This window comes from Gardnerella sp. c12Ub_1 (assembly GCF_055804375.1).
Genome location: NZ_JANUZC010000001.1, coordinates 488128 through 511436, shown reverse-complemented (window position 1 = coordinate 511436; position 23309 = coordinate 488128). Strand labels below are relative to the sequence as shown.

14 protein-coding genes are annotated in these 23309 nt (G+C 43.2%); 13 read left to right on the top strand and 1 reads right to left on the bottom strand.

Annotation, left to right across the window (positions count from 1 at the left end):
* Positions 1 to 203 precede the first annotated feature (203 nt).
* From NYP65_RS02045 to NYP65_RS01985, 13 genes are all read left to right on the top strand, one after another.
* A complete protein-coding gene (locus NYP65_RS02045; RefSeq protein ID WP_004132882.1) occupies positions 204 to 9302 on the top strand; it encodes an InlB B-repeat-containing protein in 9099 nt (3032 codons plus the stop codon).
* A 98-nt stretch (positions 9303 to 9400) separates the two neighbouring features.
* A complete protein-coding gene (gene rpmE / locus NYP65_RS02040) occupies positions 9401 to 9613 on the top strand; it encodes a 50S ribosomal protein L31 (protein ID WP_473410533.1) in 213 nt (70 codons plus the stop codon).
* 144 nt (positions 9614 to 9757) lie between these two features.
* Complete coding sequence (gene prfA, locus NYP65_RS02035; RefSeq protein ID WP_004132881.1) at positions 9758 to 10855, top strand: peptide chain release factor 1; 1098 nt, start codon at positions 9758 to 9760, stop codon at positions 10853 to 10855.
* Between the two features lie 66 nt (positions 10856 to 10921).
* Positions 10922 to 11830: a peptide chain release factor N(5)-glutamine methyltransferase gene (gene prmC, locus NYP65_RS02030; RefSeq protein WP_004130604.1), complete on the top strand. Its 909-nt coding sequence runs from the start codon at positions 10922 to 10924 to the stop codon at positions 11828 to 11830.
* A complete protein-coding gene (locus tag NYP65_RS02025) occupies positions 11823 to 12485 on the top strand; it encodes an L-threonylcarbamoyladenylate synthase (protein WP_004130606.1) in 663 nt (220 codons plus the stop codon). Before prmC ends, NYP65_RS02025 begins: the two co-directional genes overlap by 8 nt.
* Positions 12482 to 13585, top strand: coding sequence for an MraY family glycosyltransferase (locus NYP65_RS02020; RefSeq protein ID WP_004130608.1), 1104 nt, complete (start codon positions 12482 to 12484; stop codon positions 13583 to 13585). Before NYP65_RS02025 ends, NYP65_RS02020 begins: the two co-directional genes overlap by 4 nt.
* 144 nt (positions 13586 to 13729) lie before the next feature.
* Complete coding sequence (gene guaB / locus NYP65_RS02015; protein WP_473410532.1) at positions 13730 to 15274, top strand: IMP dehydrogenase; 1545 nt, start codon at positions 13730 to 13732, stop codon at positions 15272 to 15274.
* Positions 15275 to 15458: 184 nt separating this feature from the next.
* The gene (locus NYP65_RS02010; protein WP_101889604.1) at positions 15459 to 15776 is read left to right on the top strand and encodes a hypothetical protein; all 318 of its coding nucleotides are present in this window, start codon (positions 15459 to 15461) and stop codon (positions 15774 to 15776) included.
* A gap of 84 nt (positions 15777 to 15860) precedes the next feature.
* Complete coding sequence (gene orn, locus NYP65_RS02005) at positions 15861 to 16568, top strand: oligoribonuclease (protein ID WP_018623796.1); 708 nt, start codon at positions 15861 to 15863, stop codon at positions 16566 to 16568.
* 66 nt (positions 16569 to 16634) lie between these two features.
* Positions 16635 to 18089 carry a PIF1 family DEAD/DEAH box helicase gene (locus tag NYP65_RS02000; protein ID WP_004130615.1) on the top strand — a complete coding sequence of 485 codons (1455 nt, stop codon included), beginning with the start codon at positions 16635 to 16637 and terminating at the stop codon, positions 18087 to 18089.
* A gap of 78 nt (positions 18090 to 18167) precedes the next feature.
* Positions 18168 to 20000 carry a proline--tRNA ligase gene (locus NYP65_RS01995; RefSeq protein ID WP_004130622.1) on the top strand — a complete coding sequence of 611 codons (1833 nt, stop codon included), beginning with the start codon at positions 18168 to 18170 and terminating at the stop codon, positions 19998 to 20000.
* A gap of 736 nt (positions 20001 to 20736) precedes the next feature.
* Complete coding sequence (locus NYP65_RS01990) at positions 20737 to 21648, top strand: DUF6591 domain-containing protein (RefSeq protein WP_253254086.1); 912 nt, start codon at positions 20737 to 20739, stop codon at positions 21646 to 21648.
* A gap of 166 nt (positions 21649 to 21814) precedes the next feature.
* Complete coding sequence (locus NYP65_RS01985; protein WP_004130626.1) at positions 21815 to 22369, top strand: hypothetical protein; 555 nt, start codon at positions 21815 to 21817, stop codon at positions 22367 to 22369.
* A gap of 120 nt (positions 22370 to 22489) precedes the next feature.
* Here NYP65_RS01985 and NYP65_RS01980 read toward each other — a convergent pair whose 3' ends face one another.
* The gene (locus tag NYP65_RS01980; protein ID WP_004130628.1) at positions 22490 to 23080 is read right to left on the bottom strand and encodes a single-stranded DNA-binding protein; all 591 of its coding nucleotides are present in this window, start codon (positions 23078 to 23080) and stop codon (positions 22490 to 22492) included.
* Positions 23081 to 23309 lie beyond the last annotated feature (229 nt).

Sequence of the window (23309 nt, the reverse complement as noted above, 5' to 3'; positions counted from 1 at the left end):
ATGTAAAGTCCACTGGACTTTACATTTGAGCCAAATCACGCTTTGAAGGAGCTTGAAATGCGTTATGCAATTTCAAGCTCAGTCAAAGCGCCCATGCAAGTCGATTCGAGCAAAAACCCTTGAAACAAAAATACTTATGGGGGGGGGGTATCCGTGCTATCTGGTAAAATGCAAGGGTTAAGTATTACGAGTTGGGAGTTTCCGTGGATAAAGCAAAAGACGTTGCTAGCAAGGGTAATTCGAGCAGCAAGCAAGTTAAGCATAAAAGCGCTAAAAATAAAGGCGTTAGTAGTTTAAAGAATGTTTCTTCGCAAAGTGCGAATAATGCTTCTGGTCGCATTGGCGTTGCTGCCGTAGCTTTAGCGTCTACGCTGTCTATGTTGCTGCCTGGTGCAACGGCTTTAGCTAAGACTCCTCTTAACGCTGATTCTTTTGATTCGTCTTATGTAAAGAGTGCTGCTAAGACTTCTGGCAAGGATGCTGGCAAAGGCAATGGCGACCCAAACGGCTTATATAACAATGGTTTGCTTAACACGGGCGCTACTTCTGAGCTTGCTAGGCGCCAGATGGTTGGTTCTGCTAAAGAATATTTAGTTAAGCATGCTGATTCTAATGCTGATTCTAATGCTAGCGCGGCAGGCGTTGATAATCAGGAAGCGGCTGCTGGCGATTCTTCTGAGGCTAGTAATGATGCTGCTTCTGAGACTGGCAATGGTGATAATGATGTCGATGGTGATGGCGCGGTTGCTAGTACCAATAGTAGCGATGATGTTAGCGTGGAATCCAGCAGCAAGCAAATTAAGCATACAACTGAAGATCAGTCTGCTACTAAAGATGGTTCTGAGGTTGCAGATAATAGTGCTACTAAGACTGCAACTAAGGGCAAGCAAAATAATTCAAATGTAGCAAAGCCAAAGAGTAAAACTGTTGAGAAAGAGCAGCCTGCAGAAGCAAAACCAGCTGAGACTCCTGCATCGAAGGCAGAGCCTGTCAAGACTGAGCCTGCTGCAAAGACGGATTCTTCTGCCAAGACTGAGCCAGATCAAAAGTCAGCGAAGACTACGAACACAGAAAACGCGCAGTCTGGAAGTGAACAGAATGCAAGTGCGAATCTTGCAAGCACTGAAAGCGCAGATCCTCTTGCAAAGAATGAGAAAGAAAAAGCAGCGCCATCTACCGCTAATGCTGATTCTGAGAATGCTAAGACTGCAGCTGAACAACCTGCAGCCGAACAGTCTGCAAGCACTGGAAGTGCACAGCATACCGCGAAGGCGAAGAATGATTCCACTACGCAAAAAGTGCGTAATCGTAGGAGTATTGATGAAAGCGCCAACGGTGCTAACAATGGGAGTAGTGTAACTCCTGAAGGTGCAGATGCAGGTGCTTCAAGCACAGATAGAAGCAATGAGAATGCGAATGGCTCCAATAATGATTCGAATGCAAACAGCCAGGTAATTAAGCCGAATGAGAAGAATCTAACAGCTGGCGACCAAAACGCTGCCAACGAACAGGTACAAACCGACAAAAAGCCAAAAGCTACGTATAATTTGCAAATTCGCTATACGATTGGCGGCGCTGCAAATAAGCAGCTTGTGCAGCCGTACGAGCTTACGATTGATCAAGAAGACTTCGATAAGCTCGGCAAAGATGACAAGTACGAGTACATTGAGCTTCCAAAGGCTGCTGGATACCGTCCATCCGTATACCATTCCGGGGATTACCAGTACTACATTAAAAACGGCGAAGGCAATTATGTTATTGACAATGGCACGGATGCGGATGCTACTCGCTACTTGCGTTTAAGCAAGAAGCTGATTACTGATTACGCTGTAAAGCAAAGGCAGGTTGTTGGAGGAGGTAACGGCGCTCAAGCTCCGCAAAATCCGCAGAATCCATCGTCTGCGCAGACGCAATCAGAAGACAATGGCATCCAGCACTACGGCGAGCTGAACATCAACTACGCTCCTAAAACAGCTAAGTACTATGTGCGTCACTTGGTGCAGGATCTCAATAATAAGGATGAGTTCCACGATGCTCCGAATTTGGGCATAGGTAAAGTAATTACTGTAAAGCATAAGGATGGCACTACTGAGAATATTCACGTTACTGAGATTACGGGCACAGTTGGCTCGGATGTAACAGCTGTTTCAACGTACATTCCAGGCTACGAGCCAGAGCACAATTTGATTAGCTCGCCGCTTTCGGATTCGGAAGATGAAAAAGATAAGCTTGTTTTGAACCTTCGCTACTACCGTAAAGCGTATGAAGTTACTTACGATTCTAACGGCGGCACGGATGTTACTGCTCAAAAAGTGTATTATCAGCAGACAGTGCCAGGTGTCACAGAGCCAACTAGGCGAGGTTACACTTTTAAAGGATGGTCTTTAGTAGATCCTAATACAGTAAATGATCCAAGTTCTGGGTTATATAGTGATCCTACTGTTATATCTGACAAAGATTTTAAGATGCCGGATCACAATGTGCAATTCCGCGCAGTTTGGGAAGAGAATAAAACCACCAACTATCGCGTGAACGTGTGGGTACAAAAAGCGGATTTGGTAGATAAAGAGCATCCAAAGTCGCTTGTAAACTACGACTTTGTTGGTCTTGTTGAGCGCAAGAACGTTAAGACTGGCAGCAGCGTTGATCTTAAAAGCATGAACGATGCTGGCGTTGCTAATGATCCTAATAAATTAAGCGGCACTAATAAAGATAATCCTATTTTGGACTCTGAGCTTGGCTTAACTAAAGAAGAGTTGCAAGGTAAAAATTCTGATCACAAAGACGGCTTAATTGCAAAGTTCAATTGGATGAACGATACGCCTGTAACAAGCTTAGATGGGTATGATACCACGAATCCTGGTGACGCTGAAAACAAGGGCAAGGATTTATTCACGCGCTACTTCCATGTGAATAAGAAGCTTACTAAAAGATACACAAAAGATCCTAATAATACAAGCACTAAGCTTTCTGCTAACGACTTAGATAATACTTTTGACTTAGTCTACGATCGCAGCGAGTACGAGCTTATTTTTGCTAAGCCTGCTGTACTTAAATCTTCAGAAGATGCTGAGCGTTTAAACAATGCTGCTATAAAAAGACTTGACGAAAACGGCAAAACAACTATTTATTGCTATGCTGGCGGTGGCAATTGCTCAGAGAAGTATGATAAGAATGACGAAGATGGCAATACAATTAACCACAAAGGTTACCGTGTAAATGTTCGTTATGGTCAAAGTCTTACTGATATTTGGCCTGATGTAAATGAATTAGATTTTAATGAAGATACAGGCTCTCTTGGGTGGCGTATTGGATATGCAGGGGAAACAGAGTTTCGTGATACTCCTCCATTTCGTTTTACTAAAAAAGAATTTGCTGACCCTAAATTCCGTGTAGTGGGTAATGAGCACAAGCTTAAAATTAGTGATAATCCTGATAGTGATCCAAATAATACATACGAGCTAAAAGATAATCAGCGTCTGCTTACAGCTGATACCAGTAATACTCAGGTTATGCCTATTCAGGTAATCATTGAAAAGCAAAGTATTGCCTCTGCTAAAAGCGGCAATAATCCAGGCGATGATGATTATGTGCTTTCAACGGATTCGTATAGCAAAGATGATACTAGTAACACGGAATACGATCATAAGTCTTCATCCATAGCTGGTTTTAACTCTGTTAAAAAAGAGGGTCGTATAGAGAAATATGATAGTAATGATTTTGATGATGATAAGCTATTACCAGATTTATATTCACATTCTATTGAATATGAAAATGATGATGAAAAAAAAGACTGGGATGATCTAGATGATGATGCTAAAGAAACTTTTAAGAAAAAGTACCATGTAGGCTTCCGTAAGCACTTAGCTGGTGGAGGCGAAGACTCAGAAGAATTTGATGAAAACGGCTGCCTTGTATTTAAATACAACCGCAAGTCGTACGACGTGCAGTTTTATAACGCGGACGGCAATGCTATAACAAAAGACAATGTCGCTGCTAAAGATAGCCTGCCGTATGAGTATAGCTTGACTAAGCGCGGACAAGATAATTTGACGGGCGAAGACAAAGATTTATACGGAAACGATACATCTTATGATGCTTCTGTAACTAAAGATGGTGGTGATAACACCGCAACTCAGTTCGATGGCAAGTACACATTCACACTTAACGGCAAGACTTACTCCATCGTTCGCCCTGCTGATTTGCCAGAAGACTATGTGTTTAAAGGCTGGGCTGTTGATCAGGCTGGTACTCAGTTTATAAATGGCGAAAACAAAGATATTACAATGCCAGTCAACGGCATTAAGCTTTACGCTGCCTGGGGTAAGCCAACTAATATTAAGCACACTGTGACGCTTGACTACCATATGCCTGGAACTGACGAAAACGGCAATACTATCCAAGATGTAGTTAAGAAAAAAGAGTTCGCTCGCTACAATGTTATTGACGAAAAGAATGATATAAAGGTTCCAACGCGTAAGGGCTACGACTTCTACGGTTGGGAAATTACTAAGAACGGCAAAACTTTGCCGTACGCTTTTGGCAATAAAGTAGTAGAAGATATAAAGCTTGATGCAGTGTGGGTTAGGGATACTCGCTACAACGGTACTTTTAAGCACATATTCTTAAAGCCAGGGTACACGTTTGCTGACTATAAGAAAGAGGGTCTTTCAGACGCAGAAAAAGCCGCGATGGTAGACCACGTTTCTACTCAAACGGTTTCCGGCTTGCGCGAGCATTTGCGCTACAATGCTGAAGCAGTCTACAGTGATGAAACACACTTCCCAGATAAGCATTTCACGAGCTTTGAAGCCTCGAGTACTGAATCTGAGAATACTGGCGAGTTTATTTACCAAACGTACAATACGCGCAAGTATAAGGTAAAGTATATTGATCAAAACGGTAAGGAGCTTCTTCCAGAAAGCGAAGTCAGCTCTGTAAACAGAAAGTACGACGTAGTATTCTACAAGCCGATTGAAGGCTTTATGCCGGAAAGCACACAGCAGAATATTACTTATACTACTGATAGCGAAGGTAAGCAGACTAGAGAAGATACATTCATCTTCAAATATAAAGACGTTCGCGTGCTTAAACGCAATGACGATAAGCAAGCTCGCCCGGATCACTACACGCGTTACGTGTTTAAAGTGGCTGATAACCAAAGCTCTATGGGCAGCGTTGTTGACTGGCAGAACAACAATGTAGCTGACGACTCTGTTCTTGTGTACGACGCAATTAAGGGCACGAAGGCATACCAGATGCCGCTTCCAACAGTAAAAGCGAAGGATGGATTTGAGTTTGATGGATGGACTTCGAAAATCGGTTCGTCTGAAGCTGGTTCTACGACTCTTAAGTATGCAGATGGCGTAAGTCGCTTGCCGATTCGCTCCGAAGAGCAGAACAGCCCTGAAGTAATTTACATTGCTCACTTCAAGCTTAAAGCTCCTGTTGCTGCAGCTCCGCAAGTGCTTACGCCACTTGAGAATATTAGTACTGGAAGTACTGATGATGCTAAGAAGCTTATAACGAATGCTAAGGAGTATCCAGAGGGTGCTACGTTCTCATTCGGCAAAGACGAAAAGTTTGACAACACTCCAGGCTTGCACAAGATTAAAGTGCAAGTGAAGCTTGATGGAAACACTGCTGAAACTGAAGTGCTGTACCGTGTGCTACCAGACTTGGTATACGAAAGCGATTGGGATAAGTTTAGCCAAAGTGATTACGGCAAGAGCCATGTAGAAAATAACGAATATGTTAAAGTCACTTTTACTGGTGATTCAAAGCAGGGTAAGATTCTTGGTCATGACGGCGAGACTAGCGCTAGTAAACCTTCGCTTTTTGCATATGTGTATAAGGGTAAGAAGGATATTTCTGTTCGCGTTCCGCAAGCCTTTGGTAAGGAATACGAGGACGATCATTATCACTACGTGTTTAAGGGTTGGACTACTGGCACTGAAACCGATCCTGCAAATATAACTAATTACGATATTAAGTCTGAAGATCGCTACAAAAAAGACACGTTCAGTAAGGATGTTACTTACACCGCTGTTTACAAGCGAATCGACTACTTCTCCAGCTCGTCCGACAATGGAACAGTTCCAGAAGATTCTGTAGTTGCAATCTTCAAGCCTGCTCCAGGACGAAAGTGGAAGGACGGCACAGACGGCCCTAAGGTGTTCTACGTAAAGAAGGGTACTGATCTTTCGCATATTCCGTACAGTGCTAGCGACCAGACTAGTGCGTTGACAAGGCTTCAAGAGAACCTAACCAATGCTAAGGGAACTTGGAATCGAAGCAGCATGATTAATGGCAAAGAAGAAGTAACGCCTATAGATGATGTTTCGAATTGGAAAGTTGATAAACCATTCCAAGAGTTCGTGGCAGATCAAACTCCTTGGACAGAGCCAGCAGTGCAGACTGATTACTTGGTCGCTGTGCAAGATAAGCCTGACACGCTTCCAAAGTTAACCGATTTTATAACTAATATGTCTCAGCTCAAAGCAGATGCTGCTGTGAATAATGGCATAGAAGACATAAAAGTCGAATATGATTTGCCAACTGAAGCTGAACAAAATAAGTTAAAGCAGAAGATGCTTAAGAAGCCTGCTTTGTACACTGTTCCTTTGAAAGTTACAGTTAAGTATAAGGATGCAGCAGATTACAAGACTTATAGACTTGTAGGACGCTTAAAGGTGCTTTATCAGTTGATGTACCCAGACAGCTTGCCGCAGGAAGATACTAAACATCCTGAAGCGCAAACTGGTGTTAATGCTGAACGTAATAAAGTTCTTGATCCAAAATATTACGTTCAAGTCAAATTTGAGAATGCTCAGAATGATAGTGAGTCACCAAATGGCAAGGGTGAATTTGCTCAAGGTTCGCGCAAGTTGTACTACGCGTATAAGCAATCTGCTAGTGGTGTTCGGGCACCGCAGGTTATTGGCAAAGATTACGATGCAAATGGATACCATTATGAGTTCCAAGGCTGGGAGATGCGTGAAAATGCTGCATCTGTAGCAAATTCGGCTAATACGCCAAATGCTACGGATGGCACAAATGCTGCTGCACCAGTAGTTCCTGTTGTAACACTGTTTGCTTCTGCGGCTCCAACACCTACTACTGTGTCGAATCCGCCAAAAATTAAGCTATATTCTAGTGCTGAAATTGCTGGTATGAAGTTTGATAAAAACACTACTTTTACGGCAGTGTATAATAAAACGCCAAACGTTATCGACGCTTCCAAGCAAGACGAGATTCCAGATGGATATGTTGCAACCATCTTTATGCCAGGATTTGGTAGAACGTGGGCCGATGGTTCGCATAAGCCAAAACTGCTGTATATTCGTCACGGAAAAGATAAAGAAGATAACATTAAGTTTGCTCAAAAAGTTGCAAGCGATACTGCTGCAGAACTTTCTGGTTTTACAAAGTGGCAAATGTTTGATGCAAAAGGCGTTAAATCGAACATACTCTTACATGACAATTGGGATATTAGTAAGCCGCGCATCTTTGTTGCTGAGCAAAATGGCGTTGACGATGTGAAGATTCCAGAGACAGTTATTGCTGTGGGTGAGGGTATTCCAAACGCTAATAAGCTCGTACATAACACTGACCCTAGAGTGAGTGTATCTATAGATGATAGCTCTACTGTTGATGTTTCGAAGCCTGGAATTTCAACAATTATGGTGAATGTAACTAAGCCTACTGATGAAATTGATAAGACTACAGGAAAGCAAAAAACTGTTACAACTAAGTTGCCTGTGCGTGTGTACGTTTTGCCTAATGTGATTGCAGATAACGATTTGCCAGCTAAAGGCACTGCGGAAGCAAAGTTCATAGAAAAGAACTATAGAAAGGTGACGTATGTAGCTGGTAGTGGCGGAGAAATGAAGTCTCCTGTGTTCACATACTGGGTGCGTAAAGGCGCTAAGGATTTGCACATGCCAGTTCCAGATGTGCTTGCAGCTAATGGCTACGTGTTCAAGGATTGGACTTCTATCACGTCTGAGACTCCAGCGGCTCCAGTAGATAAGCGCAAGGCTACAGAAGAAGAGCGCGAAGCTCTGTATCGAATGGCGATTATGTATGGTATGCCATATGCAGCAAAGCTGATTAGTGATTCGCATAACTCTACGCCTGCTGCTTTGCAAAATCTTCTGAACGAAGCGCGAAAGCAACACGCTGAGCAAATCTACAATGCTAAGCGCGAAGAATTAGCTCAGATTGCAGAAAGTGAGGGTAACAATAATCTAGCTTCTGAAATTCGTCAGTCTCATGATTCCTTACAAGAGATTAAGGATAAGCTTGTTCAAAATGGCATTGATGTTGACAAAATCATTGAACAAGTTAATGAAAAAGCTTTGCTTGCAAAAATTGCTAAGGAAGCTGTAAAACCATGGCTTGCCAAGCAAATTTCCAATTCCAAGCATTCTTCAATAGAATCTTTGAAGAATTTGATGCAAGAAGCTGGAATAGACTTGACATTTGCTAATTATGAGGAAACTAATAAGAGTGATGTCAGTGATGAACAGCGAGAGGTGCTCGCTGAGCTTGCTGATGAAGCAGATAAGCCATTTGTTGCAAAGATAATTCGCAGCTCCAAGAAGTCTAGTTTGGAAGCTTTGAAGCAGGTTTTGCGCAATGCTGGAGTAAATCCAGAGATTTCGATGCCTGAGCCACAGCCAACGCGCGAAACTACGATTACTGCAAACTTTGAGCTTATGAAGCCTATGAGGTTTGAGTTTAGAAGTTCTGCGGTTTCGGGTATTCCTGCAACGTTTACGCTTACAAACTTAACGGAGAATTCGAGTGGGAATGCGACTGTTAAAGTAGATAATACCGACTTTACAATAAACAATTTCATTCCGGATGGCATTGGCTCTAATGGTCTTCTTCCTTCTTGCAATGGCACTACTTGCAAGATTTCTGGCACGCCTAAGATTGTAGACGGCAAGCCTAAAGTGGAAGTTAAATTTACAACTGTTGACCAGTATGGGCGTCGTGCGGAGATTGTTGTGTATATTGACATAGTGGATTCGGCAAAGCCTGAGCCAACGCCTGAGCCTGATTATTCAACGGTTCCTTCGGATTATGTTGTTCCAGCGTATGAGCCTGCGCCAGCTCCTGTTCCTGTTGTTCCTTTGCAAGATAAGCAAAAGACGGGAGTTAAGGGCGATTTGCTTCCTCAAACGGGTGTTGATGCTTCGCAATCTGCGTTAATCGCAAGCTTGTTGGCATCTGTTGGTTTTGCTAGCTTCGCTGCTAAGCATAGGCGAAAGCGCGAAGATGGTAAGAATAACTAAGCGAGTCGAGGGTAGTGACTAGAATAGCGAAGGTTCCGGTTCACGCTTAGCTATTGGGGCTTTGCGACCCGGGTCGCCCGAATTCCATAGGAGACATTATGAAGCAGGGTATTCATCCCGACTATCACGCAGTGCAGGTTACCTGCTCCTGCGGAGACACTTTTGCAACTCGTTCCACCGCTAATGGCGATCATATGACGGTTGACGTGTGCTCAAAGTGCCACCCATTCTATACCGGCAAGCAGAAGATTCTCGATACCGGCGGCCGCGTGGCTCGCTTCGAGAAGCGCTACGGTAAGAAGACTAAGTAGCTTTTTAATCGCCAGCCCTGCTTTCGTGTAACTTCGCGGAATCGGGGCTGGCGTTTTATGTGCTAAGCATGTGCGTATCTTACAATATTTAATTTAATATTTTCGATTCAAAATCCGCGTTATGCGCGACTACAAAGGAACAAAATGGCCGAGTCAATAGATGAGCAATTCCCAGCAGCGGTTACAGCTCTAAACGAATACCGCGATATTGAAAATCGCATGGGGCAGCCAGAAGTAGCATCTAATCCAGATGCAATTCGCAAGCTCGGTCGTAGGCACGCAGAACTCGGGTCGATTGTAAGCGCATACTTAAATTACAAACAGCTTTGCGAAGACTACGAAGTAGCTAGCGAGATGGCAAGCGAAGATGAAGACTTAGCAAAAGAAGCAAAACATTTAGAAGAGCAGATTCCAGCAGCAAAAGAAAAGCTTCGCACAGCGCTGATTCCTAGAGACCCAGACGATGCGCGAGACATGATTATGGAAATCAAAGCTGGTACGGGCGGCGAAGAAGCAGCTCTGTTTGCTGGCGATTTATTGCGTATGTACATGCGTTACGCGGAAAAGCGCGGATGGACTACAGTAATCCAAAGCGAAAATGCGACGGAGCTTGGCGGCGTAAAAGACGTGCAGCTTGCGATTCGCGCAAAAGGCACACCTGCTCCAGAAGACGGCGTGTGGGCAAGCATGAAGTACGAGGGCGGAGTGCATCGCGTTCAGCGAATCCCAGTAACTGAATCGCAAGGGCGTATTCAAACTTCCGCGGCTGGCGTAATCGTGTTCCCAGAAGCAGACGAAGACGATGACGAAATTGAAATCGATCCAAAAGACCTTAAAATCGACATTTTCATGAGCTCTGGTCCTGGTGGACAGTCTGTTAACACTACGTATTCCGCGGTTCGCATGACGCATATTCCAACTGGAATTGTGGTTAGCATGCAAGATGAAAAGTCGCAGATTCAAAACCGTGCTGCAGCCTTGCGCGTGCTAAAGTCGCGTTTGCTCGCTATGAAGCACGAGCAGGAGGCGGCGGAGGCGGCGGATATGCGCCACTCGCAGGTGCGCTCGTTGGATCGCTCCGAGCGAATCCGCACATACAACTTCCCAGAAAACCGTATTGTGGACCATCGCACAAACTACAAGGCATACAATCTTGACCAGGTGCTTAACGGCGACTTGCAAGCGGTTATAGACAGCGATATTCAGGCAGATGAAGCCGATCGCTTAGCTAAAGCCAATTAAGCCAAGTAAGTTAAGTTAGCCAAGTAAGCTAAGTACTCTAAGTAAAATCACCACGTGGCTTGTAAAATGCAAGAAATTTTGCACATTTTGCGCGCATCTGCCGAAAAACTTGAAGATGCAGGTGTAGAGTCGGCAGAATACGACGCACGTTTGCTACTGGCTCACGCTTGTGGCGTAAGTTTAGCAGACTTAAACAAAGCGCTAATACTTGGCGATTTTAAGGATTTTTTGCCTGATTATGCTAGCAAATATAGCGATTTTATATCTAGACGTGCATCGCGCGAGCCATTGCAACACATTATTGGATTCGCCACTTTTCGCTACATAGACCTAATAGTTGGGCAAGGCGTTTTTGTGCCGCGTCCCGAGACAGAAGTGGTAGTTCAAGAGGGAATAGATTGGATTCGCGCAAATAATCTAAAAAATCCTATTGTTTTAGACTTATGTGCAGGGTCGGGAGCGATTGGATTATCGGTAGCAAGCGAAGTTGCAAACGCGCAAGTGTGGGCTGTGGAAAAGTCGCATGAAGCTTTTGAATATTTGCAAAAAAACTATCGCAAAATCGCGGAAAAATATGATATTTCAAACAGATATCACGCAATATTAGGCGATGCTACAAACGCTAATCTGCCTGAAATAAGTGCGATTAAAGGACTAGTAGACGTAGTAATTACGAATCCTCCATACGTGCCAGAAAGCAAGCCAGTCGAGCAGATTGAAGCTCGCGACTACGACCCAAAAATGGCGCTATACGGGGGATCTAAAGACGGATTGTTAATACCGCAAAAAATTGTAAAAGCGAGTTTTGCATATTTGCGTATGGGTGGAATAATGATTATGGAACACGATATTACGCAAGGAAAAGCGCTTGCAGATTATGCAAAAAACATAGGATTTAGCAGTGCAAAAGTCAAAAACGACTTAACAAACAGAGCAAGATTTGTAGTATGCAAAAAAGGGGCTAAAAATGAGTAAAATTTGCACAATTAACGAAGAATCATTGCAACTTGCAGCGCAAATAATTAACGCGGGCGGCGTAATCGTAGTGCCAACAGACACGGTTTACGGAGTGGCGTGCGACCCATTTAACGAGGCGGCAGTAGCGAAAATCTACCAACTAAAACGCAGGCCGCGCACAAAAGCCTTGCAAATACTTATGAGCAGTGTAAGTGACTTAGAAAAACTTGGTCTTTACTTGCCAAACCCGCTAGACGTGCTTGCGGAAAAATTCCTGCCAGGCGGATATTCACCAATCGCGCGCGCAAAAAAGGATTCGGTAGCTACAAGGCTTGCTACGCTTTGTAAAGCAGATGAGAGCAGTGAGCAAAGTCAAGCAACGCAAGGCGTGCGCGTTCCAGATTGCCCAGAACTAATGAAAATTTTGCGCGTTACGGGGCCATTGGCGGCATCTAGCGCGAATCGCAGCGGAAACGAGAGTGCAGACAGCGTAGAAGAAGCGTTTGCGGCTTTTGGAGACGAAATACCGCTGTACTTAAACGCTGGCCCAACGCGCTCGCACGTAGCAAGCACGGTGGTTGGTGCGGATGCAAGAGACAAAGACGGAATTGTGATTTTGCGCGAAGGTGTAATAAGTGAAGAACAGATAAGAGCAGAAAGTCGCAAGAAATGAGGGTATACCTGTTTATAGCAGCAATCGCAGGAGGCGCAACGTGGCTAATAATGCCGCTTATACGTCATCTTGCGATTCGCATAGGAGCTGTTGGAAAAGTGCGCGCTCGCGATGTGCACACAATACCTACGCCCCGTATGGGTGGAGTGGGAATGCTATTCGGCTTTGCTGTGTCGATGGCATTTGCAAGCTCCATGCCTTTTATTTCGGGGCTTTTTGCAGGAACACACCAGCCATGGGTGGTTTTAGCTGGAGCAGTACTCATATGCCTTTTGGGTGTTTGCGACGATATTTGGGATTTAGATTGGATGCTAAAACTTGCAGGTCAATTGCTAATAGCTGTTTTTGTAGCGTGGGGAGGATTGCAAATCGTAGCGTTGCCACTCGGGTCGCTAGTCACAGCCTCTCCAAGCCTTTCAATCGCAATAACCGCAATACTAATAGTTGCTTCAATTAATGCAGTCAACTTTGTAGACGGACTCGATGGGCTTGCTTCTGGAATCGTGGCAATTGGCGGAATTGCATTTGCAACATACTCTTATATTCTTGCGCGCACGTCTCCGAGCTACGCTTCAATGGCAACTCTTATAGACGTTGCAATGGTTGGAATGTGCGTAGGATTTATTTTGCACAATTGGCATCCAGCAAAGCTTTTTATGGGCGATTCTGGCTCCATGCTAATCGGGTATTTAATAACTTGCGCGTCTATTATAATGACAGGTCACTTAGATCCATCTGCAGTGCACACAAGCATCTATTTGCCAGTATTTATGCCGATTTTACTTCCGATTTTAGTGCTGTTTTTGCCAGTTTTAGACATGTGTTTAGCAATATGCAGGCGTCTTGCAAAAGGGCAGTCGCCAATGCATCCAGACCGCATGCATTTGCATCACAGAATGTTGCGCATTGGGCACTCGGTACAAGGAGCGGTGCTTATTTTGTGGGGATGGGCGGCGCTCATATCTTTTGGCTCAATAATGATTCTGTTCTTTAAAGCAGTTTACGTGCTTGTTGGCATGATTATTGCGGCGGCGTTGCTTACAATTCTTACAATGATGCCATATTTGCGCAGACGTTTGCCAGAGTTGCGAAATTCGTGAAAAGCGAAATGGTGGATAATCGCTGCTGATTGAAGTTGGTCGTGTTTAATCGCGCTGTAGTAGCTTCGGCGCAAAATTGCCACTAAATATTGTGTATGAAACGCGGCTTTTGCAAACGTCATAGCAAAAACGTATAGTGACCCTATGGTTACAACTGATATGAACATGCAATCTGCGTATACTCCTGTTCCTCCAATTTTTGAAAAGCTCGGCCTCGCATATGACGATGTGCTTCTGCTTCCAAACGAGACCGATGTAATTCCATCCGAAGTAGATGCAACTACTCATCTAACTCGCGAAATCACTATGAAAGTTCCTGCAATTTCTGCAGCAATGGACACAGTAACTGAGTCGGATATGGCTATTGCAATGGCTAGAAATGGCGGAATTGGCGTACTTCACCGCAATCTTTCCATTGATGATCAAGCTGCGCAAGTAGATATTGTTAAGCGCAGTGAGTCTGGCATGATTACCGACCCACTCACTGTTCACCCAGATGCAACGCTCGCCGATTTAGATAAATTGTGCGGGCGTTTCCATATTTCGGGCTTACCAGTAGTAGATGGCGAAAATCGTTTAGTTGGCATTATTACCAATCGCGATATGCGTTTCATTGCTTCCGAGGATTACGATCGCTTGAAAGTCAAAGACGTTATGACTCGCGAAAATCTTGTAACTGGTCCTTCTAATATTTCTAAAGAAGACGCGCATCGTTTGCTTGCAGAAAACAAGGTTGAAAAATTGCCTCTGGTTGATGCCGAAGGTAAGCTTACAGGTTTGATTACTGTTAAGGACTTTGTTAAGACTGAGCAGTACCCAGACGCCACTAAAGACGACCAGGGTAGACTTCGTGTGGCTGCTGGAATTGGTTTCCTTGGAGATGCTTGGCAGCGTGCGTGTGCGCTTATGGAAGCTGGAGTTGACGTACTTGTGGTTGATACTGCAAACGGCGAAGCTCGCTTGGCACTAGACATGATTCGTAGAATTAAGGCAGATAAGGCTTTTGATGGCGTGCAAATTATTGGCGGAAATATTGCAACTCGCCAGGGTGCACAGGCGATGATTGACGCTGGCGTTGACGCTGTAAAGGTTGGCGTTGGGCCAGGCTCTATTTGCACTACGCGCGTGGTTGCAGGCGTTGGTGTGCCTCAGCTTACTGCTGTTTATGACGCTGCTCAAGCTTGCAAGGCTGCTGGAATTCCATGCATTGCTGATGGCGGTATTCACTATTCTGGAGATATTGCTAAGGCTTTGGTTGCAGGAGCCAACACCGTTATGCTCGGCGGCACTTTGGCTGGATGTGAGGAAGCTCCAGGCGAGAAGGTTTTGCTTCACGGCAAGCAATACAAGCTTTATCGTGGCATGGGTTCGCTTGGCGCAATGGCTCCTCGCGGTAAGAAGTCTTATTCTAAGGATCGTTACTTCCAGGCAGATGTTACTAGCTCCGATAAGGTGGTTCCAGAAGGCGTGGAAGGCGAAGTGCCATACCGCGGTCCACTTAACGCTGTGCTTTACCAGCTTCTCGGTGGCTTGCATCAGTCTATGTTCTACGTTGGTGCTCACAATATTGAGGAGCTTCAGGAGCGCGGTCGCTTTATTCGCATTACGGATGCAGGCCTTAGGGAATCGCATCCTCACGATATTGTGATGACTGCAGAAGCGCCAAACTACAGCGGTTTCCACAACTAAGTCGCAAGTTGTGCGCGAGTTGCGTATAAGTCGCGTATAAATCGCAAGTAATTTTGCATTAAACGGCGAAGAGTTAGCTAAGTCTTATTTGCTACTTTCTAACTTTTCGTCGTTTTTTGTTTTGACAATTCGTATAAAATTATTGTATAGTTAGTGGGATATCCCACTAAAAATGAGGTGTTTTGTGGAAGTAGTGAAAGATTATGACGTTCGTCTTGATAGTAAAAAGCGTGTAACTCTGCGCGGAGCTAAATACCCTTATTACAATGTTAAAGAATGTGATAACGGTTGTATTTTATTAGAACCTCGTGAGCTTACTATTCCTAAGAGTATCTCTTCTAAAACTCTTAAAAGTATGGATGAAGCAATCCGCAATTTTAAGATTGGCAAAGTCTCTGAACCAGTTGATCTTTCTGACGAAGCACGTCGTCAATCTGAAGCAAATGAGGGAAAATCATTTAATAACACAGATGAACTTATGCAGGATTTATTAGATGCTTAAATCAGTATTTCGCTCGCCTCAGCTCATAGTCTGAGGGAAGATGTAGGCTGATGGGTTCAAAAAAATATTAGGAAAGGAACGAAAATGGCAGAAGCTAAGGAAGATCTTACGTTTACGCCGGAAGAATCGCGTTTAATTTGGATTGATTGCGAGATGACGGGTCTCGATATTTTCCACGACGAATTATGCGAAGTGTCTGTAGTTCCAACTGACTTTAATTTGAAAGTTCTAGACGATGGCATTGATTTAGTGATTAAGCCAAGCGATGCTGCTGTGGCTCATATGAACGATTTTGTGCGCAATATGCACACATCTTCTGGTCTTGTTGACGAGTGGAATAAAAACGGTTTGCCTCTAGAAGAAGCACAAAAGCAGGTTGTTGAGTACGTAAAGCGCTTTTTGCCAGAGCACGGGAAAGCACATCTTGCTGGAAACTCCGTCGGCTCAGATAAAAAGTTCCTCGACCGCTACATGCCAGATTTAATGGCAAATTTGCATTACCGCGTAATCGACGTAAGCACGTTGAAGGAGATTTCGCGCAGACTTTACCCAGATGTTTACCGCAATAAGCCAGCAAAACACGGAGGTCATCGTGCGCTCGCGGATATTATTGAGTCGATTGACGAGTTGCGCTACTACCGCGATATGATGTTCGTTACAGCTCCAGGACCAAGCGAATCCCAGGCAAAAGCGGGAGCACAACACGTTGAAAGCACGAGTTTGCTTCGCGACTACGAGCGCCGAGGCGAAGCTCTAGAAGATGTAAATTCCGCAGAAAAGCGTGATTATTAAACCAAGCGTGATTATCAAACGCATTAAACGTAAATGCGCAAATAGCGCAAATAAAAGGTGCTGCCAATGAAGCAATCGGAAGCGTTAGAAATAATAAACGCAGGCGCAAGCGTGTTCTTAACAGGCGCTCCTGGGTCGGGAAAAACGTATGTTCTGAATCGTGCTGTGCGCTCAATGCGCGAAAACGGTTTAAGCGTTGCTGTAACGGCTTCAACGGGCATTGCAGCAACGCATTTGAACGGCCAAACCATTCACTCGTGGAGTGGAACAGGCGTTGCAAACGCGCTTACCGATTCGCTTCTTAAAACCATTAGAGCTCGGCGAGGAAAGCGCATAAAAGCCACAGACGTGCTTGTGTTGGATGAAGTTTCCATGATTCACGCTTGGCTTTTCGACATGGTTGACGAAGTATGCCGTAAAGTGCGCAAAAATCCTGCTCCATTTGGCGGCCTCCAAGTGGTGGTTTCTGGCGACTTCTTCCAGCTGCCGCCTGTTAGCACGTCTATGCGAAATCGCGATGTATTCGAGCCAAGCCCCGAGTTTATTGCGTCGCGAGAAAAGTATGCTGCTGCTGGCAAAAATCCCGAAGGCTATATTACGGAATCGTTTGCGTGGGATTCTCTAAAGCCTGTTGTGTGCTATTTAACAGAGCAACACAGGCAAGATGATGGAAAGCTTCTTAGCGTTTTAACGGATATTCGAAGTGGTATTGTTAGTAATGAAGATAAGCAAGTTCTTGCTAGTCGACTTGGCGAATATCCTCAAGATAGCGAAGTTTCGGTTCATCTTTTTCCAACAAACGCGCAAGCGGACGGCTTAAATAATGTGCAACTTGCGTCGATTGATGCTGAGCCTCACGAATTTGTAGCAACGCAAGCTGGACCTAAAAATCTTGTAGAGCGCTTAAAAAAGAACATGCTTGCGCCTGAGCGTCTTGTATTAAAGGCTGGTGCTGCTGTAATGGCTTTGCGAAATGACCAAGATAAGCAATATGTGAACGGTTCTGTTGGACGCGTATTGCGATTTGCGCCTGAATCCAAAGGTGGCTGGCCAATTGTTGAGTTTGAAAACGGCAATATTGTTACTCTTAAGCCTGCTGCTTGGGAGATGACGGATGGCGAAACGGTTCTTGCTAGCGTAAATCAAGTGCCACTTAGATGCGCGTGGGGAATTACGATTCATAAGTCGCAAGGAATGACGCTTGATAGTGCTGTTATGGATTTGCGCCGTACTTTTGCGCCTGGAATGGGCTATGTTGCGCTTTCGCGCGTGGAAAATTTGAGTGGGCTTTATTTAGAGGGCATTAATGACCGCGCGTTTAGCGTTTGCGCGGATGCTGTGATTCTTGATGGCTCTTTGCGTGAAGCTTCCAAACGAGCTAGTGAGATTCTTGCAAATGATGGCGCTTGCGCGTTTACAAATAATGCAAATAGCGCAAATGGCGATTCTGCCGATCAGCAAGAGTTTGATATTTTCGCAAGTACTAGCAACGATGAGTTTGGATTCAATGACGAGTTTTAGTTGAAAATTACGTATTGTGAGTTTGTTTAGTAGTGTAAACAAGTGTTTATGTCCTCATGCGCAAATAGATTGGAACGCATGGGTTCTAATGTACTTCGTATGTCTAAGCTGTTCCTTCGTACGCTGCGCGAAGATCCAGCAGACGCGGACGTTAATTCCGCAAAACTTATGCAGCGCGCAGGCTACATTCGTAAATCTGCTCCAGGCGTGTGGACGTGGTTGCCACTTGGTCTAAAGGTACTTAACAAAGTTCAAGCGATTATTCGCGAAGAAATCAACGGTATTGGCGCTCAAGAAGTTCACTTCCCAGCGCTTCTTCCACGCGAGCCATACGAGGCTACAAACCGTTGGGAAGAGTACGGCGACAACATCTTCCGCCTTAAAGATCGCCATGAGGCTGACTATCTTCTTGCTCCAACGCACGAAGAAGTCTTTACTCTTCTTGTAAAAGATATGTATTCTTCGTACAAGGATTTGCCAGTTACTTTGTATCAGATTCAAACGAAGTATCGCGACGAATTCCGTCCGCGCGCAGGTCTTATTCGTGGACGCGAGTTTATTATGCAAGACGCTTACTCGTTCTCGATTGACGAAGATGGTTTGAAGTCTGCTTATGTTGAAGAGCGCGCTGCCTACGCTCGAATTTTTGACCGTTTAGGCATTAAATATGTGATTGTTCACGCTGTTTCTGGCCCTATGGGTGGATCGGATTCCGAGGAATTCTTGGCTCCAATGGCAATTGGCGAAGATACTTTTGCTCTTGCTCCTTCTGGAAAAGCTTGGAACGTTGAGGCTTTGACCACTCCAGAAATGCAAGATGTTGACTGCTCGGCAACTCCTGAAATGGAGGCTCTTGATACTCCAGATGCTAAGACGATTGAGGCTTTGGTTAAGGTTTCCAACGATTTGCATCCGCGTAAAGATGGTCGCGAATGGCAAGCCTCCGACACTTTGAAGAACTTGATTATTGCTGTTAAGCACCCGGCTGATGCTGAGGGTGGTGAGCACGAGGAACCATGGCGCGAAATCGTAGCTATTGGTGTTCCAGGAGATCGCCAAGTAGATATGAAGCGTCTTGAAGCTCAATTTGCTCCTGCAGAAATCGAAGAAGCAACCGAGGATGACTTAAAGTCTCATCCTGAGTTTGTAAAGGGCTATATTGGCTTTAGTGTATTAGGTCCTCAAGCTCGCAAAGATGGTAGCAAGGTTGCTTGCCCTGTTCGATACTTGATGGATGCTCACGTTGCAAAGGGAAGCGCCTGGATTACAGGAGCAGATGAAGACGGCAAGCACATTTACAATGCTGTTTACGGCCGCGATTTTGAAGCGGACGGCGTTGTTGAGGCAGCTCAAGTGCGCGATGGCGATATGAGCCCAGACGGTTCTGGTCCATTGAGCTTTGAGCGCGGTGTGGAAATCGGACAGGTGTTCCAGCTTGGCTTAAAGTATTCTAAGGCTTTGGGCTTAAGCGTTCTTAACGAAAACGGCAAAGCTGTGCCAGTTTGGATGGGCTGCTACGGTATCGGCGTTAGCCGCGTGATTGCGTGCCTTGCAGAAACACATCACGATGAAGCTGGCCTTGCATGGCCTATGGCGATTGCTCCAGCTCAAGTTCACGTTGTTGCTACTGGCAAAGATCAAGTTGCTTTCGACGCTGCCGAGAAGGTTGTTGAAGAGCTTAGCAAGCAGGGAATCGAAGTAATCTTCGACGATCGTCCAAAGGTTTCTCCAGGCGTAAAGTTTAAGGACGCGGAGCTTGTTGGTGTGCCTTTGATTGCTGTAGCTGGCCGAGATACTGTGAACAATGGCACGATTGAAATCCGTGATCGCAACGGTTCAAATGTTGAAGCAGTCCCAGTTGACGAGGCTGCTGCTCGAATCGTTGAGCGCGTCAGTGAGCTCTTAGCTTAATTCATTGTCTTAAAAATTTGCTATCTGCTTTTACGAAAAACGTGGGTGTATCTTTGTATATCCCACGTTTTTTTGTATGTGTTTTATGTACAAAAGTAGATTTTCATATGATTATGTTATTGTGTCCGCGAGCGTATCTAAAACTTACATTGTATATTGTGAAAGTGCCAGTTTTGTAAGAATTACAATTAAGAAAAACTTTTTTCGCATTATATTTTTCTTAAATACTGCAAGTATGGAAAACTTCATGATTGAGTTCGGTATTAGTATGCTTGATTACATTATTTTTTACAGTTATAAGAGTTGTACAAGCATAGAATGTAAACTGTTGAAGATGAAGTAATGTAGCTATATCAGTTTTCCATACGAAAGTAGTTATATTATAATGTTATACCCAGATTGAAAGGATGAAAATAATGAAATGCAGTAATTGTGGTGCAGAATGTTATGGTACGGTATGCAAGCAATGTGGAATGAATTTCGAAACTCATAAAATAGAGTTACTTCCTACTGCGGCACAAACGAACTCTGCTACCCCCCCCCTAAGTCTTATACGCAAAATTATGCATCTTCAGCTTATCCAGGCAATGTAGCAGCTTATAAGAAGCGCAAAAAACCGATTTATCGAAGATGGTGGTTTTATTTACTTGTAATTGCAGCTGTCATTTCAATTGGTAATATTGCTATGCATAGAGATAAAACTATTAATTGGGATGAGATGGTTTTGAGTGCTCAGTTGCCCAAGCCTCCTTCTGATAAAGGTGAAGTTATTAGCAATTCTGCAGATCGGCTTGATGTTAAGATTAAAAACATTTCTGCTAAACAATATAACGATTATACTGTAGATTGTAAGAAGAAAAAGGGTTTTACAGTTGATGCGGAATCTGATTCCTCAGGATATAAAGCCTACAATAATAAGGGTTATGAATTAGATTTGAACTATTATGAGTCGAGTAAAGAATTGAGTATTAGTCTTAATAAGCCGATGGAAATGTCACCTATTGTATGGCCTTCTAGCAAAGCTGCTAGTCAATTGCCTGTTCCAAAGTCTACTATTGGTAATTTCACTTCAGACAGTGACAATAATCTGAATGTGTATGTTGGTAATACAAGTAGAGAAGATTACAATAATTACGTTAAGGCTTGCACTGATAGAGGCTTCAAGGTTGGATACGACAATTCAAAGAACAGGTATTCTGCTAAGAATGATGCAGGGTGGCATCTTTCGCTATCCTATGAGGGGAATAGCGTAATGAATATAAGTCTTTCAGCTCCAGATAATAATTCTGGTAGTAATGATAATAAGAAGTCAATTAATTCAAAAGATTCATCAAATAGCGCAGAATCTAATTCTGCTAAACCGCAGCAAAATGATGCCAAGTCTGCTAATGGTTTGCGTAGTGATTTTAAGGCAGCTATGGATAGCTATGAATCAACTATGAATGAGTATGTTGAATTCATGAAAAAGTATAAAGCTAATCCAAGTGATGCTGAACTTATCTCGGAATACGCGGATTATATGCAGAAATATGCTGATACGGCGAATAAATTCCAAAGTTGGGAGAGCAATAATCTCAATAATGCAGAGTTGTCATATTATCTTGCTGTTCAAGCTAGAGTCACAAAGAAACTAGCTGAAGTAGCATAAATAGTATCCGTGTTTCTCATTGCTGTTTTGTAATAAGAAATAGTAGAAATTAGTTACCACTGTGTTTTAGTTTCTACTATTTCTTAACTATAAATTTAATTTGTATAGATAGAGAAATCTTACATATTAGAAATAAATATTAAAATTTTGAATAGGGGTGGTATATATGAAAAAGTTCAAAATTCCACAGATTGTTAATTTTATTTTTATCTTGATTGGTTTATTAGGTTTTCTGTTGCCATATGCAACTTCTACTACTAAACAAAAACAATTTTTACTTAGTAATCCTAATGTAATTGCCATTAGTGAATTGAATATGAAAAATAGAGATATGATCGATTTGTCTATGATAAAATATTTTCGGTTTTATTTGTATGTAGTAAATAATCCCGAAAAATTGATCTTTACGAACACTGATGTAACTGATGTAATTGTTAATTTAGTTCTTCTTAGTATACTGGCTGTTTCTATACTTTTTATTGTCTTATTTACTCTATTTAATAAGCCTATTGGTAATATTGTTTTTGCATTCATTATGCTTGGCGATTCGCTTATTATGAATTACGACATAGTAAGTCGTGGTGTTATTCCTTCAGAAAGTTACACATATGGAATTACTTACTATCTTTACGTCATACTTGCGATAGCAATTATCATTTGTTCAATAGCTAATATTGTTGTAAATAAAATAGATAAAAAGAAAGTTATAAATAGATATTAAATTTGTGAAACTTACCGCCAGGAATACTACTATTCTTGGCGGCAAGTTTGCTATGATTATCAACAAAATTTTTCCAAATATGGTATACTAAAGCCTAATGTTTAATGCTATTAAAACTTTCTAAAAATCATTGGCGCCTCCTTCAATATCGTTGTATTCTTCTTCATCTAAGTGGCCTCCAAAATCATTTATCTCTTCATTTTCTTGAGAATTTTCTTGAGAATTAGAAGAATTTGATTTAGAAGACATTGGATTTTTCATTGCAAAGTTTTGATTTCGACTATCTCCATTTTCGCTATAGTCTGTGTTTTTAGAATCTACGTTTGCAACGTTTCTGTTTCTAGCATACGAAGTCTTAGTAAATTCACTGATTCCGCGATTTAGGTCGTGTCCGATTGATGTTGCTTCTAGAACCACTCGCGATCGGTCTTCTCCATCTTTGTGCCAAGATTCCGTATTTAAATTTCCGCAAACTACGATTGCATCTCCCTTATGCACGCTTTTTAACACGTTTGATGCTAGCGACTTGTACGCTTTTACAGTCATCCATGTTGTTGGACGCTCCTTCCATGCTTTTTCTTCGTTATGATAGTAAGAAGATGTGCTTCCAATTCTTAGTGAGCATGCGGGCGAGTTTTCATTTCGACTAAAGTTTACAGGGTCGCTTCCAACGTATCCGCTGATTGTTAATGTTGCTTGTTGCTGTGCCATATTTTTCAACCTTTCAAGAGTTTGGACTGCGACTAATTTAAGTCTCGAAGTTCATCGCGCAAAACCGTGTTGATTATCGTGGCTTTTGGCAAATTCGCCGCAGTAGAATCAACTATGAATTATGGAAAATAGTTGTGCAATATATTTTTATAAATGTGGTTAAAGCCTATGTTTTATTCACATTGATTAAAAAGTCTTGACAAAATATGCGAAAGCTAGTATGGAAAAC

Excerpts from the sequence above, each read along its gene's own strand:
- rpmE (WP_473410533.1), top strand. The coding sequence starts at position 9,401 with ATGAAGCAGGGTATTCATCCCGACTATCACGCAGTGCAGGTTACCTGC.
- prfA (WP_004132881.1), top strand. The coding sequence starts at position 9,758 with ATGGCCGAGTCAATAGATGAGCAATTCCCAGCAGCGGTTACAGCTCTA.
- prmC (WP_004130604.1), top strand. The coding sequence starts at position 10,922 with ATGCAAGAAATTTTGCACATTTTGCGCGCATCTGCCGAAAAACTTGAA.
- NYP65_RS02025 (WP_004130606.1), top strand. The coding sequence starts at position 11,823 with ATGAGTAAAATTTGCACAATTAACGAAGAATCATTGCAACTTGCAGCG.
- NYP65_RS02020 (WP_004130608.1), top strand. The coding sequence starts at position 12,482 with ATGAGGGTATACCTGTTTATAGCAGCAATCGCAGGAGGCGCAACGTGG.
- guaB (WP_473410532.1), top strand. The coding sequence starts at position 13,730 with ATGGTTACAACTGATATGAACATGCAATCTGCGTATACTCCTGTTCCT.
- orn (WP_018623796.1), top strand. The coding sequence starts at position 15,861 with ATGGCAGAAGCTAAGGAAGATCTTACGTTTACGCCGGAAGAATCGCGT.
- NYP65_RS02000 (WP_004130615.1), top strand. The coding sequence starts at position 16,635 with ATGAAGCAATCGGAAGCGTTAGAAATAATAAACGCAGGCGCAAGCGTG.
- NYP65_RS01995 (WP_004130622.1), top strand. The coding sequence starts at position 18,168 with ATGGGTTCTAATGTACTTCGTATGTCTAAGCTGTTCCTTCGTACGCTG.
- NYP65_RS01985 (WP_004130626.1), top strand. The coding sequence starts at position 21,815 with ATGAAAAAGTTCAAAATTCCACAGATTGTTAATTTTATTTTTATCTTG.
- NYP65_RS01980 (WP_004130628.1), bottom strand. The coding sequence starts at position 23,080 with ATGGCACAGCAACAAGCAACATTAACAATCAGCGGATACGTTGGAAGC.